Below are 16,566 nucleotides of genomic sequence, written 5' to 3'. Positions count from 1 at the left end.
AATAAATTAACAAAGCATTATAATGCACTTTTTGTTCATTATAATATATTTCACTGCATATATAAACTATACGGGGGTGACATTCCTGAACCGCATTCACTATGGCTGGATCGTTCTGCTCATTTCTTTTTTCTCCATTATTACAGCTGGAATAGTCAGGTCATCATCGGGAGTGTTCATAGCTCCATTTGAGAATGAATTTGGATGGGAACGGGCTGGTATATCGCTTGCTTTTGCTGTGGGACTTTTTTTATATGGAGTCTCAGGCCCATTTATGGCTGCCTTAGTTGAAGTATTTGGATTGAAAAAAATAATGGTAATATCGATGGCTACTTTATTGATAGGAACTCTTTTGACCTTGTTTATGCAATCTCAATGGCAGCTCATATTAATCTGGGGCATCATCATAGGATTAGGATCCAGTTTATTTCTAACTGTGCTAAGTCCGTATATAGCTAACAGATGGTTTGAGAAAAGGAGGGGGCTGGCTTTAGGAGTACTGACAGCCAGTACCGCGACCGGACAGTTAATTCTCCTGCCGATCCTGGCGCTCATAATAAACAGCTTCTCATGGCGCTGGGCGGTTGCGTTAATAATAATGCTGAGTGCCATCATGCTGATCATCATTTTATTGTTCATGAAAAATTCGCCCAAAGATGCTGGAATTCTGCCTTATGGACTTGATGAAGAACCTCTGGAAGCTCTTCAGGAAAAACAGAAAAATCCCATTACCATAGCTTTTGAAGGACTGTTAATGGCAATTAAGGTAAAGGAGTTTTGGTTATTGGCAGCAAGCTTTTTCATCTGCGGTCTCTCCACAAGCGGATTGATCGGGACACACTTCGTTACATATTGCATCAGTTATGGAATCCCGCTGGTTACAGCTGCATCCCTATTATCATTTATGGGAGTCTTCGATCTCATTGGCACAACATTATCCGGCTGGCTGTCAGACCGGTTTGATAATCGATGGCTGCTTTTTTGGTATTATGGCTTAAGAGGGGCGTCTCTCATATTGCTCCCCTATGCTTTACAAGAAGGCTCCGTAATAATGCTGACCATCTTTTCAGTCTTTTACGGGCTTGATTGGATTGCAACCGTTCCGCCGACGGTAAGCATCTCCAGACAGCTGTTTGGAGTTAAAAAAAGCGGGGTCGTATATGGATGGATTTTTGCTTCCCACCAGGCTGGTGCTGCAGCAGCTGCCTTTGGGGGCGGACTGATTTATAAACTGTTCAATTCCTACACGTGGGCTTTCTTCCTGGCTGGGTTATTTTGCTTATTAGCGAGCCTGTTTGTAATAGTTATCAAAAAACAACCATCTGAGATATTGATAGAAAATTCCTCATCGGTATCACATTCCGGTTAAGCTAATGAAGCAGGATTAGTACAGGATGGAATGATAAAAATGCCGCCTTTAGACAGGCGGCATTTTTTTATTAATTGCCCCTAGTTATATAGGGAAAAGACCTGCTGGTTTTGTCCAAAATTAAGCTCTGGCCGCTGCTGTGAAACAAAGGAAATGAAAACGTCAGAACGAGTCGTGGACTAGAGTCAGGTTAATCTGCCATTTCAGCACTTCTGCCAATTTTTTGTTTTTCCAGAAAGTACATGCTAAACTGATTCACAATAACACATAACGTCTAAGGCGGTTTCATATATGAGAGGAAAACAAAATAAGCCCGGCAAAGACAGGAAGGTCATTCCCTTCCCTGGACTTGCGGACCGGCTGATCGACCGCGGGCTGGATTCATTAAAAGAGAAGAATTTTAAGGATGCCGCAGGGTTTTTCCGGGAGGCCAGGGAACTTGAGCCGGAGCATGCAGAAATGAATGTGGGACTGGTCGTATCCCTTGTGGAGCTTGGAAACTACCGGGAAGCGGAGGAAATATGCAAGGAACTGCTCCGCAAAGGAATCGGTGACTATTTTCAGGTAGTGAACATTTATTTGATGATTCTCCTAAACTTGAATGAGCATGAAGAAATGGCTGGAGTAATCAGGGCGCTGCTTGAAGAAAAGCAGGTGCCGCCTGACAAGGAGGAACATTTCTATAAAATGCTCGAATTTTGTGAGAGGGCGCTGGAGGAGCATGCGGACCTGCAGGATCCCGCTGATTCTTCTGATGCTGTACTCCAGCCCGGCTTTGATCTGCTGGGGAAGAATTCTGAACAGGAACAGCTGTTATTGATCTCCCAGCTTGCCCATGCCAATATCAGGCCCTACCTGGGGGAAATGAAGGTCTTCCTTAAAAGCCCTGAAAGAAATCCTTTCTTAAAGACTCTCATCATCACCATCTTAAGAGACCAGGGTGTGGGTGAAGTAATTGAAATTGAAAAATTCGGCAGGGTGATAGAAGCAGCGCCTGAGCTCCTGCCTGATATCCTGGAAACGGATTTCCTGCAGGGGACAGTCTCCGTGCTTGAGGAAATGCTCTCCCACGAGGATCCTACACTTTCAGAGTTTGCCAGAAGCCTTGTGGAACGCCACAATTTTATCCTCTATCCGTTTGAGCCAATAGAATTCAATGCCAGGAACTGGGCGGCAGCATACCATATCCTTGCCGGCGAGTATCAGGGCGCAGGCTTATCCGAAGATGAGGCTTCAGCCCGGTATGATGCTGATCTGACACGAATCCAGGCCATATTGGAAGAGCTGAGAAACTATGAAGAAATTTCTTATCCTACTATTTAAAGGATCTCGGTTGAAAGAAAGCTATCCTGTGTTATAATATAATGGTTGTAATCAGCCTTCTGGGCCTATACTTAGGATGACTTGTAAATAGGAACATTCTTTATATTCATCCAGATGTTAATAAAAGATAGTAATATAGATATTTTTGGAGGGAACTGCATGTCTGTAAAATGGGAAAAATTAGAAGGGAACCGCGGTGTTCTTACAGTTGAGCTTGAATCAGCGAAAGTATCCGAGGGTCTTGACGCGGCATTTAAAAAAGTCGTAAAGCAAATCAATGTACCAGGATTCCGTAAAGGGAAAATGCCTCGTTCCATGTTTGAAAAACGCTTTGGTGTAGAATCATTATACCAGGATGCAATTGATTATCTTCTTCCTGAAGCATACGCTTCTGCAGTTGAAGAAGCAGGAATCGATCCAATCGACCGTCCGGAAATCGATGTAGACCAATTCGAAAAAGGCAAAGAATTCATCTTCAAAGCAACTGTAACGGTTAAGCCTGAAGTGAAGCTTGGCGAATATAAAGGACTTGAGGTTGAAAAGTTCGAAACAGAAGTAACAGAAGAAGAAGTGGAAGCAGAAATCAAGAGCCTTCAGGAACGCCAGGCAGAGCTTGTAGTCAAAGAAGAAGGCGCAGCAGAAAATGGGGATACTGTAGTTATCGACTTCGAAGGATTCGTAAACGACGAAGCATTCGAAGGCGGAAAAGGCGAGAATTATTCACTTGAATTAGGATCTGGTTCTTTCATTCCAGGATTCGAAGAGCAGCTTGTAGGAATCGAAACTGGCGCTGAGAAGGAAGTAGAAGTGACTTTCCCTGAAGAATACCATGCTGCTGATCTTGCTGGACAGCCGGCTGTATTCAAAGTGAAGGTGCACGAAATTAAATCCAAGCAGCTTCCTGAAATGGATGATGAGTTTGCCAAGGATGTCGACGATGAAGTTGAAACTCTTGCTGAACTGAAAGAGAAAACCAGAACACGCTTAGAAGATACAAAGAAGCATGAAGCGGAGCACCATGTCCGTGATACAGTAGTTGAGAAAGCTGCTGACAATGCTGAAGTGGAAATTCCTAAAGTTATGATCGACAATGAAGTGGAACGCATGATGAGCGAGTTCGACCAGCGTCTGCAAATGCAGGGCATGAACCTCGAAATGTACTTCCAATTCTCAGGTCAGGACGAAGAAGCCCTTCGCGGCCAAATGACCGAGGAAGCTGAAAAGCGCGTGCGTGTGAACCTTACGCTTGAAGCGATCGGCCAGCAGGAAAACTTCGAAGTATCTGAAGAAGAAGTAAATGAAGAAATCAGCAAGATGGCTGAAATGTACAATATGGATGCTGAAAGCATCAAAGCTGCTCTTGGAAGCCTTGATGGCGTCAAATCGGATCTTAAGAACCGCAAAGCAATCGACTTCCTGGTTGAAAACAGCAAAACAGTTTAATAACTAAAGGGCAAGGCACGACTATATCGTGCCTTGTTTTATACTATAAGATGTTCTTTTACAGACCCCATTGTTTTTTCAGGAGCAAGGGATGCATTCAAGATTGATTTTTTACAGGAATCAGTGTAGATTAATTCTAATAACGCATATACATAATTCAATCTTGCCAGCAGGTTTGAAAATGGCTAGTTTGGAAATGCTTGTAAAGGGCAATATACATATTAATGAACTGCGTCCCGGAAAACAGGATTATAGGGCCATGAGTTTTTTCATTTCTTATTTCAATGTATTGTATGTTAAGATTTACTATACATAGAGAAACAAAGAGGTAGACCCTTTTCCTGAGTAAGTTGTAATGCATCTGGGCTTTTTTTGAGGGATAGTATTTAAAGGGGTGAAATGTGTGTTCAAATTTAACGATGAAAAAGGGCAGCTTAAATGTTCTTTTTGCGGCAAAACACAAGAACAGGTACGCAAGCTTGTAGCGGGACCTGGTGTATATATCTGTGATGAATGTATCGAACTTTGTACAGAAATCGTAGAAGAAGAGCTTGGGACTGAAGAAGAAGTTGAATTCAAGGACGTTCCAAAACCAAGGGAGATCCGCGAAATTCTGGATGAGTATGTAATCGGACAGGAACAGGCAAAGAAATCCCTTGCTGTAGCGGTTTATAATCACTATAAGCGAATCAATTCCAACAGCAAGATCGACGATGTCGAGCTTTCCAAGAGTAATATCTGTTTGATCGGGCCGACAGGAAGCGGGAAAACTTTGCTTGCACAGACTCTTGCACGCTTATTGAATGTGCCTTTTGCAATTGCAGACGCCACTTCATTGACTGAAGCCGGATATGTGGGTGAGGATGTAGAAAACATTCTTCTGAAGCTGATCCAGGCAGCGGATTATGATGTGGAAAAGGCTGAAAAAGGCATCATTTATATCGATGAAATCGATAAAGTGGCTAGAAAGTCAGAAAACCCGTCCATCACACGCGATGTATCGGGTGAAGGTGTACAGCAGGCGCTCCTCAAAATTCTTGAAGGCACAACAGCAAGCGTGCCGCCTCAGGGAGGACGCAAGCATCCACATCAGGAATTCATCCAAATTGATACAACGAATATCCTGTTTATTTGCGGCGGAGCATTTGACGGCATTGAGCCGATTATCAAACGCCGTCTTGGACAGAAGGTAATCGGCTTTGGAGGAGACCAGAAAAAAGAAGATGTGGACCAAAAAGCACTCCTGACAAGGGTCCTTCCAGAAGATATGCTTAAATTCGGCTTGATTCCGGAGTTCATCGGCCGTCTGCCGGTCATTGCAACTCTTGAACAGCTGGATGAAGCAGCACTGATCGAAATCCTGACGAAGCCAAAAAATGCGCTTGTGAAGCAATATCAAAAAATGCTTGAACTTGATGATGTTGAATTGGAATTCGAACCTGAAGCACTCAGTGAAATTTCCAAGAAGGCAATCGAACGCAAAACAGGTGCACGTGGACTTCGCTCCATTATTGAGGGCATTATGCTCGAGGTAATGTTCGACCTACCTTCACGCGATGATATTGAGAAATGTATCATCACCGCTGAAACGGTCACTGAAAACAAACCGCCCAAACTGCTTTTAACTGACGGGACACTTGTAACAGGGAAAGAAAAGAAAACTTCTGCTTAATTCATCAGAAACCTTTTAGAAAGACAAGCTCTTTCAGGGTCTAAATGAGCTGCCGGCTTAGAGAAGCCGGCAGCTTTTTTTTGTGCGGAAAAGGGGTTTTGCTGTATGTTCGTGAGGCTCCCTGAAACTATGTGTGCCATATTATCCTTTTAGCTTTCCTGTTATGAATTGCTCAGCTCCGCTCTAATGCCTTCTCATATTTGTTTTGATTCATTAAAAAAGAAATCAACATTCCATCCCCGTTTTTACGTTAAAATAGAAGCAGAGCATAGGAGGTTGAAGCCTGTGATGGAAGAACGGATATACAAACTGAAAATACTTAAGGAAATAGCAGAAAAGCTCAATGAAGGAACCTCTCTTGAAAAGGTGCTGCAGGATGTCCTTGTCCTTCTTCTTGAAATTACTGAATTTGAAACAGGTTGGATTTTTTTAATGGACAGCCGGGGGAATCATCATCTTACTGCCCATCATAACCTCCCGACGGCCTTAAAAAAGGACCGGTTTGCGCCAATGTGCACAAATAACTGCTGGTGTGTCAGCAAGTTTTCCCGTGGCACACTTACAAATGCTTCAAACATCATGGAATGTAAGCGGCTTGAAGAAGCAGCAGCTTTGGGGGCTGGGAATGATACGGGTGGCTTGACCCATCATGCCACGGTTCCCCTGCGTGCGGGTTCTGAGCAATTCGGGCTCTTGAATGTCGCGGCAGCAGGCAGAGAGTCTTTTAATAAAAGCGAGCTTGATCTGCTTGAATCTGTGGCCTTTCAGATAGGTGCTTCTATTAAACGGATCCGGCTGCAATCAGCTGAGCAGGAGAATATCCTTATTCAGGAGAGGAACCGTCTGGCAAGGGATTTGCATGATTCAGTAAATCAGCTGCTTTTCTCCGTTTCGCTGACGGCACGGGCTGGAAGGGAAATGACTGATCAGAAGCAGGTGAGGGATACCTTCATGTATATTCAGGAGATGTCACAAAGCGCGCTGGCCGAAATGAAGGCTTTGATCTGGCAGCTCCGTCCACAGGGCCTGGAGAATGGCTTGATAGATGCCCTCTCCGGCTATGGGAAAATGATCGGCCTTGATGTCCACAGCCAGGTGGAAGGACTCATTTCCCTGCCGGCCGTCATGGAGGAAGCTCTATGGAGGATTGGCCAGGAAGCCTTAAATAACTGTAAAAAGCACTCAGGGGAAAAGGACATATACCTGCATATCAAGACAGATAACGATAGCGTGCTCTTTAAAATCCATGATCATGGGAATGGCTGCCTGCTGAATGAAACGGAGTCCCTTCCTTCCCTGGGGCTGTCTGCCATGCGTGAACGTGCAGAAAGGCTGGACGGCACTTTCTGCATAAGAAGCACACCAGGCAAAGGAACGGCGATCAGAGTCACGATCCCACTGCAAAAGGAGAACGATGGAATATGAAAGTATTGATTGCGGATGACCACCATGTAGTCCGGAGGGGGCTCTCAATGTTCCTGCAGACCCAGGAGGATATCACGGTTGTCGGCGAGGCCGGCAACGGAGAAGAGGCTGTTGCACTCTCCCTTGAACTGAAGCCGGATATTATCCTCATGGACCTGGATATGCCCGTGCTCAATGGCATCGAAGCGACAAAGCGCATTAAAGAAAAGCAGCCGGACGCATGCATTTTAATATTAACCAGCTTTTCAGATCGAGACCATGTGCTGCCTGCGATTGAGGCGGGAGCGGCAGGGTATCAGCTCAAGGATATTGAACCGGACGAACTCGTAAGGATCATGAAAAAAGTCGCAGCAGGAGAAAATCAGCTGCATCCAAAGGCGGCCACCCAGCTGATTTCTGCCATTTCCGGAGCAGGAAATTCTGAGAAAAAGGCAATCAGTGATCTAACCCGCCGCGAGCTTGAGGTCCTGATCGAAATTGCCAGCGGGAAAAGCAATAAGGCGATATCCTCTGCCCTGTTTATTACAGAAAAAACAGTGAAAACACATGTGTCCAGCATATTGTCCAAGCTTGGCGTGGCGGACCGGACTCAGGCCGCCCTTTATGCAATAAAGCATGGCCTTATCAAGACTTGAACCAGCAGGCAGCCGGGCTTTGATTTACGGCAGATGGCAAGGCCGAAAAAATGTTGGATCCATGAGTTTCTTCTCGCAACCCAACCAAGGAACCTGGCAGGAATGCCAGCAAGATAAATGATGTTCACATCTGGTAATAGGAAGCCTTATGAATATGCAGCTCCGCCCCTTTTCCACCGAAGACCACACAGAACCTTTTAACTGCCCATATAATAAGCTATGGAAAGTAAAGGAGTGGTTATAAGTGGAAGGTCCTTACTTTTATTATTACAACCAGCCTCCCCAAACGTACATCAACCCGCGTATTCCCGCTGGGGCGGATCCATATGATGTGAAATTAATGCAGAAGAATGCAAAGAAATTCCTCCTCCTGCAGCAGGAAATAGGGAGTTTATTAACCAAAATTTCTTCAGATCAATCTTTTGCACGGAAGCTGAAATCAGCAGCTGCAGCCGGACAGGATCAAAAAGTGAACGCACTCATTCAATCTACAGGAGTGCATACACCAGTCAAAATCGATATTAACCCGGACCGGATCGCCATTCTGTTCCTTCCTCCTGCCGATGGAGAGGCGTGCTTTGGAATTACGATAGCGCTTTGCTGGTAACAGGGTTTTGTATAAAGAAAAGTTTTTTTAAAAAACCCGGGGTTAGTTACCTCGGGTTTTGCTGTGCTGCGGAAAACAGGGAACGGCGGGAGAATTACCGAAAACATCAACGAAAAAGTAATTGTTTTTCAGAACTGGTTGGAAAACAAAGGACTTTTAATGTCTTTTTTGAACTAATATAGATAATAAGTCATTTGGGGGGCGTTGATCCAGGAAGGATACCGGCACCTTTTTTTTGTTGAAGTCCTTATTGAACAAAAGGGGGCTGAGTAGATCAAGGTAAGATCAATGAAGTACAACATATCAAACTTTGGAACGCAGTATTAATACATCCCTTCTAATTCTAAAAAGGAATCAGTGCCTACTCTTACTGGGGGAGACATCCGTGGGATATCATGATTATACCAAACTCTTCAATCTACTCCTCAAGCCTTAGATGAGGTTACTTCCCCAGATGCTATTGCGATTTCAAGAATACCATTATAATTACATATACTTTAGGAAAGAAGGAGTGGGATTTTTGAAAACCAAAAAGAATTTTAGATTTTGGATTATTATGAAAAAGTCTTTTTTGGTTATGGTGGGAGTCGCTCTTTTCTGCGTGATTTTCCATCAGGCAATGATTGTATATGAACAAAAAAAATATCCACCATTAGGAAAATTAGTTGAAGTAGATGGAAAGAAAATGCATGTCTATTCAAAGGGTAATGGCGAAAATACCATTGTATTATTAAGCGGATTGGGTACAGCCGCACCTGTGTTAGATTTTGAACCTTTGATTAACGAGATGTCAAAGAAAAATAAAGTAGTCGTAGTGGAAAGTTTTGGATATGGATGGAGTGATTTAACTAAGAAAGAACGGACGGTAGATAATATAGTGGAAGAAATAAGAACCGCTTTAAAAAAATCAAAAATAAAAGGTCCATATATATTGATGCCACACTCCATTTCTGGTATTTACAGTATGTATTATGCCAATAAATATCCAAAGGAAGTTAAAGCGGTAATAGGAATTGATCCTACCCAGCCAAAGGCTTCTGGTTCACATTCTGATTCTGATTTTATCCCTAAATTTATGGGTTATATATCACCTATGGGTATTGTAAGATTGGTATCCTATTTAATTCCAGATTTTAGCAGCCCTTCAGCGGAGGAAGGTGTTTATTCTGAAGAAAATTTAAAGATGACTAAAGCCATTACCACTTGGAAAACCTTCAACAAAAATATAGTGGATGAAACAAATAAAATAGGTCAGAACATTGGCGAAACAATTAATCTGAGATTTCCTTCTAAAATGCCAGTCTTATTATTTTATCAGGAACAACGTAAGGTAAATGAGGATGTAAATAGTTATAAGGATTTTTATCAGACGAAAAAATGTAAAATAGTCCATTTAAAGGGAAACCACTATTTACATTGGACACGTTATAAAAAAATGAGTAGACAGGTAAATGATTTTACAAAAACATTAGCTGCTATTAATAAAATAAATTGAATTCGCTTAGTTCTTAAAGCCTCGCATTTGCGTTTGTGCAAAAAGTGCAGTAACTTCTTGTGTTAACGGAACAGCATTCCTGTAATAAACTAAAGTTTTTGAAGAATTTTACTTAAACATACTGATGCATAAGGTTAGGAAAGTATGACTTTGCGACGGGTAATTTAATGGCTCTAGGTAGATACCTATTCCTCTTTAAATATGGACACATATACTACGCTTGTAAGTTCAAATGGGGAGGAAATAGAGAATGGATCGACAATTTTATGGTGGCGGCACCGGAATGATGGGTTATGGAACACACGGGGTGATGGGTTACGGAACACCTGGGATGATGGGTTACGGAACACCTGGGATGACGGGTTACGGAACACCTGGGATGACGGGTTACGGAACACCTGGGATGATGGGTTATGGCACACCAGGAATGACGGGTTATGGATATCCCGGTACGATGGGGTATGGATATCCCGGCATGATGGGTTATGGGTACGGGCATCACGGCCATCATGGATGCGGCTGCTAGCGAATAATTTTAGTAAAACTGCCTATTAACTAAAATACAAATAATGAAACTTGGAATTGAAAAGGATGGTTCCCACTAGTTAAGAATTAGTAATCCTTATAGTGCATATTTAGATGGATGGACAGTATAGGTGATCCAGTACTATTTAAAACGCTATTTTCTTGAATCAACGGGTGGTTAGTAAAAAGATTGTTTTGGCTGCTGCGGCAGCCTTTTATTTTTGGGTAACGGATCCAAACGTTAGAGAAATTGGGCATATGGTGATTAAGGGGACTAATAAAAACCAAAAACCTTCCTCATCAATGACACATCAGGAAGATTTTTTTGATTAATTCCTTTTATGTGTGCGGCACGCTTTTTTTATTGCTTCTATGTACTTCTGCTTTTATGCCTCTTAACAGTGAGAAGCACATGATAACCATGATAAGGGCAAAGGGAAGAGCTGCTGCCATGTAAGCTGTTTGCAAAGCGTTCAAATCGAAAAAGCATTACAGCAGCTAAAGCAGATTGTATGACAACCCATGTCATTTTAATTTTGTTTGAAGGATTAGTGTCCCGCCTTCACTTACTATTTTGAAAGAGTTCAAGCGCCGAACCGCCAAATACGGACATCCACAAACATGTTCCGAAAGTAGGCACAATTAAAGCCCCAATAACAAACTCCGGTGCGTTAGTGAAAGAACGTTTGGCTGCTTGGCAGCCTTTATCTTAGCTTTAGAAGGAAATGGAAATATTTTAGCGAATAAACTTCTATTCAACAAAAAAGGTGGATCGAATATGGAATTCATACCGATTAATATAGAAAAACATCGAAATTATGTCATTCCTTTTCGCAAAGATTCTTTTATTGTCAGCTTTGGTTCAGATAAGGATTTTGGGGAAGAGCAAGAATATCTTGATTGGCTGCAACAGCAGTCCGACAAGTTTCCCGGCGGTTTTGTGTTAGCAGTAGAAAAAGAGGCTCCTATCGGTCAACTTGAGCTAACCATAAAAGAATATGAGGGAAAACAGATTGGTTACGTTAATCTATATTATCTGACCCCCGAAAAACGGGGAATGGGATTAGGATACTGCTTGCACAACTATGCCATGACATTTTTTAAAAACAAAAACATAAGCGAATACCATCTTCGTGTTTCTCCAACCAATAAACAAGCCGTTGCCTTTTATAAAAAAAACGGAATGAAACAAATGAAAAACGAGATGAATGGGAAAGTTCTTAGAATGTCCGGGAAGATTTAAAAATTTAATATTGTTATTTAAACACCTATGAAAAAATTGAAAAAGGCATACAAAATAGACCTGGAAAAACCAGTTTTTAAAAAGAGGCTGAGCCTCATAAAGGTTAGATATAAAATTGGTGGTACACCGGTCGTTGGAGTCAGACTAAAAAGCAGGGTGATAAGTCAATGATAGGAATAAGTATAGCGACCCAATGGGAATATAAAGCGACATTGGAATACTTTAGCATAAAGGATAACGAACGTTTTGGTTATCCTTATGGAGAGTATTTCATGAGAACCATTAATGATACTGAACTTATTTTTTATAGTACCGGTGTAAGAAAAGTAAATGGTGTGGGCGGTAATCAGTATATGATTTCTAAATTAAATTTAACGAAAGTAATCGTTGCTGGAACTTGTGCCGGAATAGATGATAGATTCAGTGTTTTGGATATTTTAGTACCCGATAAAGCTGTTCAATATGATTGCACGGTAAAGGAAATTGAGCCATTTATTAAACAATCCTTCATAGTCGATATGGACCTATCAAACTATGGAAATGGTTTTTATACCGGAACAATTGGCACCGCAGATAAAGCGGTAGTTATGTGGAAGGATTATTTAGAGCTTAAAGAAAACAAAATAATAATAGCCGATACAGAATCGGCTGCCATTGCTTATATCTGCAAGAAGAATAATGTCGAATGCATTATTATAAAAGGGATATCTGATTTTCCTACAGAAGAAAGTAACTCTGATCAATTCGTATCGAACATAAATCAAATTAATATTTATATAGAAAACACTCCAAAAGTTATGAACAAAATATAATGATGAATATTTAGAGAGATTTATTTAAATAAACTTGAAATTAATAGCAGGATTGTGATTGTTGATGAAATGCTTTAGTTGAACAAAATTGGCTTATGCCGCTGACGACGTTTAGTTCACAAAATTTAATAAAAGTTTAATAACTGGAGGGAATAGAGTGATAAGGATTTTAGAAATAGACAGTAATGAAAGTTTATTAGAAACCATTGACGGTCTTTATAAACAAGTTTGGAATCATTCAATAAAGGAACGATTGATAAAACACTCAAGTTATAAAGGTTTTAGGGGATATATTATGTTCTCAGATGAAAAGGGAATTCTAGGATTCTCATATGGTTATTCTTCATTATCAGGGCAATATTATCACGAATTACTTTCAAAAGAGCTTGGTCCAAAAGAATATGAAAAATGGCTTAAAGATTGTTTTGAGTTTGTTGAATTAATAGTACATCCATCACATAGAAACCAGGGTTATGGGAAAGTTCTGGTTAATGAATTATTAAAGGGAGTAAATAAGAAGACCACAATATTAACTACTCAAGTAAACAACAAACCAGCACGTAATTTGTATCAAAGCTTGGGATGGGTTTTAGTCAAAGAACCCTTTATTCCAGTTACCAATGATTCTCCATATGTTATTATGGGCAAAGTTTTATAAATACCTATACATTGTGAATTATTCTGTTTATGACATAGTAGACTCATACTGTGAGGCAGAAGAAGGAGAAGATTTTATGACAGAAAAATCTAAGTTAACGTTAGCCGAAGATATATTAAGCAGGCACAAAGAGTTGGAGGATAAGAAGCTTAGTCTTTATGGCACAGAAATTAAATATAAAGGTTCTTACACAATTGTAGACCGTATAGAAGGATTAGATGTTAGACTGTATGTTCAAGAAGAAGATGGCGGTGTATCAAACTATATAAAGATACCTCTTCAAGACCTGCTTCCATATTTAACTCAGTAAAAGGCGTACCCATCTTAGTTTTACTAATGGGTGCCTTAATAGAAATTGAAATAAGTACATAAAACCTGCCGAAGCAGGATCCTTACTACGGAGAGACACTTGTTTATTGGGAAGAGATCAAACCAGTTATTTCAAAATGGATGATAGAGTCAATTTAAGGAAGAACCATAAGAAATTTTGAAGAGAGGACGGGCATATGAACTTAATTTTTATCCGTCACGGCCAAGGGGAACATACAGTAAACCTGCCTGGGAGTTTAAATCTAAAGAACCCATCCTTAACAAATCTTGGCGTGAGACAGGCAAAGTTATTAAGAGAGCAGTTTCCCTTAAATGAGAATGATGTTATTCTAATTAGCCCCACAAAAAGAACCCTCCAAACAGCCTTCACTTGGAGTAAGAATATAGACTGCGGTAAGATTGTAAGTCCTTTTGTATCTCCTAGAATGTTTCCGATTCTTCCTGGAAAGGACACACTGCCATGTGATGAAATGATGGAGGTTCCTTCAATTATAGAAGAATTCCCTGCAGCTGAACTGCAAAACATCGATTCTGAGATTTGGTGTAATGGTATTAATATGATTCCGGAATATCACTTTGCAGCGTTAGCAGGTGAGTTCATACAGTATTGTAAGGGACATAAAAAGGAAAGAATCTACATCGTTTCACATGATGGTACGATTACTTCATACCGGCAGATATTGACAGGTTCAACCCTCACAAGAAACGATTTCCCAGTAGAAACAGGATGGTTTGAGTTAATGTGTTAAGGTGAAGTATTTTGCTGCTGCAGGGAACAGTATCAGCAGAGCTTAATATAAGCTTTATTTGGCAGGCACCTTTCCCGCAGTGAAGCGAGGAAGCTCACCGCCCGCACCGCGGAAAGCGAGTGCCTGCAGCGGAACTCAACTTTCTTAGTCCATAACCAAGATGTATGCGAAATAAAAATTAAATATCGCATTTTCTCTGCTGCCTGAGCAAGAGATACATCAGCACCCTATGCATCCTCATTTATTAATGCCGGCTTCCTTCTATAGAAAAGGGAAGCATACTAAACCGAAATTGCAAAAGAACTGCCTGCCATAGCCTGATAAATGGACATGGCCGCATTGTACATATACTCTTCACACAAATATCTTGTTTATTCCTAAGAGACCAGGGAGATACTAGCAAATACAAACCAACGTGGATCCTTACGGGAGGGAACAGGATGAGCTGGACAGGAATAGCGCTTTTTATACAATTGTTTTTCGGGATTATCATCGGGATGTATTTTTTGAACCTGTTAAAGGGGCAGCGGACGCAGAAAGTGTCTATAGATCGTGAATCCCGAAAAGAGATGGATCAGCTCAGAAAAATGAGGTCCATCAAGCTGACCGAACCGCTGGCTGAAAAAGTGAGGCCTAGGAGCTTTGACGATATAATGGGGCAGGAAGACGGCATCAAATCTCTTAAGGCAGCACTCTGCGGACCCAATCCGCAGCATGTGATCATCTACGGACCGCCTGGGGTTGGAAAGACAGCGGCTGCAAGGCTTGCTTTGGCTGAAGCGAAGCAGAATCCGAAATCACCTTTTGGGATGCAGTCCGTCTTTGTAGAACTTGATGCGACTACAGCTCGTTTTGATGAGCGCGGGATTGCGGATCCCCTGATTGGTTCTGTTCATGATCCGATTTATCAGGGAGCAGGATCCATGGGACAGGCCGGTATCCCCCAGCCCAAACAGGGGGCTGTGACCAATGCGCATGGAGGAGTCCTGTTCATAGATGAAATTGGCGAGCTGCATTCCATTCAGATGAATAAACTTCTCAAAGTGCTTGAAGACAGGAAGGTTTTCTTGGAGAGTGCCTATTATCAAGAGGAAAATGCCCAGATTCCCGCCCATATCCATGACATTTTTAAAAATGGGCTCCCGGCTGATTTCCGGCTGATCGGAGCCACGACCCGGACACCGAGTGAGATTCCGCCAGCCATACGTTCCAGATGCATGGAGGTCTTTTTCCGCGAATTGGATGAACAGGAAATAGCGGCAGTTGCAAAGAATGCAGCTGACAAAATTAACTTAAGCATAAGCCGCTATAGCCTGGATATGCTTGCCGGCTATGCCAGGAATGGCAGGGAAGCGGTCAATCTTGTTCAGATTGCAGCGGGGCTTGCCATCACAGCCGACCGCAATTCCATCCGGGATGAAGATATGGAGTGGGTTATTCACTCAAGCCAGCTGTCTCCGCGCATGGAAAGGAAGGTTGCTGCAAAGCCCAAGATAGGGATTGTCAACGGACTTGCCGTTCACGGACCGAACTCGGGAGCTCTTCTTGAAATAGAGGTTACGGTTCTGCCAGCAGAAGAAAAGGGATCCATTAATATAACCGGAATCGTAGATGAGGAAAGCATCGGCGGTACCGGAAAATCCATTCGGAGAAAGAGCATGGCACGGGGATCAATCGAAAATGTGATCACTGTCCTGCGGTCGATGGGGGTGCCTGCCGGCCAATATGATATCCATGTGAACTTCCCGGGCGGCACCCCGGTAGACGGGCCTTCAGCTGGAACGGCTATGGCAGCCGCGATTTATTCTGCGGTCTATAAAATCCCTGTGGATCATGAAATCGCGATGACAGGTGAAATCAGCATACATGGGAATGTACTGCCAATCGGCGGAGTGGTGCCGAAAATAAAAGCGGCTAAAAAAGCAGGTGCCAAGAGGGTAATCATCCCTGAGGAGAATATGGCCGGTATCCTGAAGGAAATCGAAGGCATCGAAATTATCCCGGTGAAGTATCTTTCAGAAGTATTTGACGCCTGTCTCCTGAAGGCTGTGATACCGGACGAGATACTTCTGCCAGACCTTAATAAAAAAGAAAGTGTATGACACGGCTGTCCTTGTACAGCCGTTTTTCTCATCAAAAACCAAACCCCCGCAGACCATTCATGGAAAGGAACTTAGACAAGAGCAGGAACAAGCACAAGCAGGCGGTAGAGCGGAATAAGGTACAGGCATTCCAGGGAAAATAAATGCTGGACACACCTGGCTGCAGGAAGCTTTATGA

At 42.2% G+C, this 16,566-nt stretch carries 16 protein-coding genes and 1 pseudogene; 16 read left to right on the top strand and 1 reads right to left on the bottom strand.

Going from position 1 to position 16,566, the window contains the following annotated elements; genetic code table 11:
* Positions 1 to 85: 85 nt before the first annotated feature.
* The 10 genes from V1501_RS15870 to V1501_RS15825 all read left to right on the top strand — a co-directional run bounded on the left by V1501_RS15870 (position 86) and on the right by V1501_RS15825 (position 10,495).
* Positions 86 to 1,369: an MFS transporter gene (locus V1501_RS15870; RefSeq protein ID WP_409293406.1), complete on the top strand. Its 1,284-nt coding sequence runs from the start codon at positions 86 to 88 to the stop codon at positions 1,367 to 1,369.
* Between the two features lie 291 nt (positions 1,370 to 1,660).
* Positions 1,661 to 2,692, top strand: coding sequence for a tetratricopeptide repeat protein (locus V1501_RS15865; RefSeq protein WP_409289610.1), 1,032 nt, complete (start codon positions 1,661 to 1,663; stop codon positions 2,690 to 2,692).
* 159 nt (positions 2,693 to 2,851) lie between these two features.
* A complete protein-coding gene (gene tig / locus V1501_RS15860; protein WP_409289609.1) occupies positions 2,852 to 4,135 on the top strand; it encodes a trigger factor in 1,284 nt (427 codons plus the stop codon).
* A 181-nt stretch (positions 4,136 to 4,316) separates the two neighbouring features.
* The gene (locus tag V1501_RS15855; RefSeq protein WP_409289607.1) at positions 4,317 to 4,451 is read left to right on the top strand and encodes a hypothetical protein; all 135 of its coding nucleotides are present in this window, start codon (positions 4,317 to 4,319) and stop codon (positions 4,449 to 4,451) included.
* Positions 4,452 to 4,538: 87 nt separating this feature from the next.
* A complete protein-coding gene (gene clpX / locus V1501_RS15850) occupies positions 4,539 to 5,807 on the top strand; it encodes an ATP-dependent protease ATP-binding subunit ClpX (RefSeq protein ID WP_409289606.1) in 1,269 nt (422 codons plus the stop codon).
* A 288-nt stretch (positions 5,808 to 6,095) separates the two neighbouring features.
* Positions 6,096 to 7,232 carry a GAF domain-containing sensor histidine kinase gene (locus tag V1501_RS15845; RefSeq protein ID WP_409293404.1) on the top strand — a complete coding sequence of 379 codons (1,137 nt, stop codon included), beginning with the start codon at positions 6,096 to 6,098 and terminating at the stop codon, positions 7,230 to 7,232.
* Complete coding sequence (locus V1501_RS15840; protein WP_409289605.1) at positions 7,229 to 7,867, top strand: response regulator; 639 nt, start codon at positions 7,229 to 7,231, stop codon at positions 7,865 to 7,867. Before V1501_RS15845 ends, V1501_RS15840 begins: the two co-directional genes overlap by 4 nt.
* A gap of 244 nt (positions 7,868 to 8,111) precedes the next feature.
* Positions 8,112 to 8,474 carry a hypothetical protein gene (locus V1501_RS15835; RefSeq protein ID WP_409289604.1) on the top strand — a complete coding sequence of 121 codons (363 nt, stop codon included), beginning with the start codon at positions 8,112 to 8,114 and terminating at the stop codon, positions 8,472 to 8,474.
* 520 nt (positions 8,475 to 8,994) lie between these two features.
* Entirely contained in the window at positions 8,995 to 9,969 is a 975-nt protein-coding gene (locus V1501_RS15830) for an alpha/beta hydrolase (RefSeq protein WP_409289603.1), read from the top strand.
* 250 nt (positions 9,970 to 10,219) lie between these two features.
* Positions 10,220 to 10,495 carry a hypothetical protein gene (locus tag V1501_RS15825; protein WP_409289602.1) on the top strand — a complete coding sequence of 92 codons (276 nt, stop codon included), beginning with the start codon at positions 10,220 to 10,222 and terminating at the stop codon, positions 10,493 to 10,495.
* A gap of 561 nt (positions 10,496 to 11,056) precedes the next feature.
* Here V1501_RS15825 and V1501_RS15820 read toward each other — a convergent pair.
* Positions 11,057 to 11,134 (bottom strand): hypothetical protein, encoded by a 78-nt coding sequence (locus tag V1501_RS15820; protein ID WP_409293403.1) that lies wholly within the window; start codon positions 11,132 to 11,134, stop codon positions 11,057 to 11,059.
* A gap of 138 nt (positions 11,135 to 11,272) precedes the next feature.
* Here V1501_RS15820 and V1501_RS15815 point away from each other — a divergent pair, with 138 nt between their 5' ends.
* The 6 genes and pseudogenes from V1501_RS15815 (at position 11,273) to lonB (ending at position 16,388) form a co-directional block, all read left to right on the top strand.
* The gene (locus V1501_RS15815; RefSeq protein ID WP_409289601.1) at positions 11,273 to 11,737 is read left to right on the top strand and encodes a GNAT family N-acetyltransferase; all 465 of its coding nucleotides are present in this window, start codon (positions 11,273 to 11,275) and stop codon (positions 11,735 to 11,737) included.
* Positions 11,738 to 11,904: 167 nt separating this feature from the next.
* Positions 11,905 to 12,577 (top strand): annotated as a pseudogene (locus tag V1501_RS15810) (permease).
* A 129-nt stretch (positions 12,578 to 12,706) separates the two neighbouring features.
* A complete protein-coding gene (locus V1501_RS15805; protein WP_409289600.1) occupies positions 12,707 to 13,207 on the top strand; it encodes a GNAT family N-acetyltransferase in 501 nt (166 codons plus the stop codon).
* 76 nt (positions 13,208 to 13,283) lie between these two features.
* The gene (locus V1501_RS15800) at positions 13,284 to 13,517 is read left to right on the top strand and encodes a hypothetical protein (protein WP_409289598.1); all 234 of its coding nucleotides are present in this window, start codon (positions 13,284 to 13,286) and stop codon (positions 13,515 to 13,517) included.
* 196 nt (positions 13,518 to 13,713) lie between these two features.
* Positions 13,714 to 14,286: a histidine phosphatase family protein gene (locus V1501_RS15795; RefSeq protein WP_409289597.1), complete on the top strand. Its 573-nt coding sequence runs from the start codon at positions 13,714 to 13,716 to the stop codon at positions 14,284 to 14,286.
* A gap of 440 nt (positions 14,287 to 14,726) precedes the next feature.
* Positions 14,727 to 16,388 (top strand): ATP-dependent protease LonB, encoded by a 1,662-nt coding sequence (lonB, locus tag V1501_RS15790; protein WP_409289595.1) that lies wholly within the window; start codon positions 14,727 to 14,729, stop codon positions 16,386 to 16,388.
* Positions 16,389 to 16,566 lie beyond the last annotated feature (178 nt).

It is taken from the genome of Paraperibacillus esterisolvens (genome assembly GCF_046237625.1).
Taxonomy (GTDB): Bacteria; Bacillota; Bacilli; order Bacillales; family DSM-1321; genus Paraperibacillus; species Paraperibacillus esterisolvens.
This window is presented reverse-complemented; position numbering and strand designations above follow the sequence as displayed.

Bases quoted from the DNA above. Each gene is read 5' to 3' on its own strand.
- tig (WP_409289609.1), top strand. From the start codon at position 2,852: ATGTCTGTAAAATGGGAAAAATTAGAAGGGAACCGCGGTGTTCTTACA.
- V1501_RS15855 (WP_409289607.1), top strand. From the start codon at position 4,317: ATGGCTAGTTTGGAAATGCTTGTAAAGGGCAATATACATATTAATGAA.
- V1501_RS15825 (WP_409289602.1), top strand. From the start codon at position 10,220: ATGGATCGACAATTTTATGGTGGCGGCACCGGAATGATGGGTTATGGA.
- V1501_RS15845 (WP_409293404.1), top strand. From the start codon at position 6,096: ATGGAAGAACGGATATACAAACTGAAAATACTTAAGGAAATAGCAGAA.
- V1501_RS15800 (WP_409289598.1), top strand. From the start codon at position 13,284: ATGACAGAAAAATCTAAGTTAACGTTAGCCGAAGATATATTAAGCAGG.
- V1501_RS15795 (WP_409289597.1), top strand. From the start codon at position 13,714: ATGAACTTAATTTTTATCCGTCACGGCCAAGGGGAACATACAGTAAAC.
- V1501_RS15865 (WP_409289610.1), top strand. From the start codon at position 1,661: ATGAGAGGAAAACAAAATAAGCCCGGCAAAGACAGGAAGGTCATTCCC.
- lonB (WP_409289595.1), top strand. From the start codon at position 14,727: ATGAGCTGGACAGGAATAGCGCTTTTTATACAATTGTTTTTCGGGATT.
- V1501_RS15840 (WP_409289605.1), top strand. From the start codon at position 7,229: ATGAAAGTATTGATTGCGGATGACCACCATGTAGTCCGGAGGGGGCTC.
- V1501_RS15815 (WP_409289601.1), top strand. From the start codon at position 11,273: ATGGAATTCATACCGATTAATATAGAAAAACATCGAAATTATGTCATT.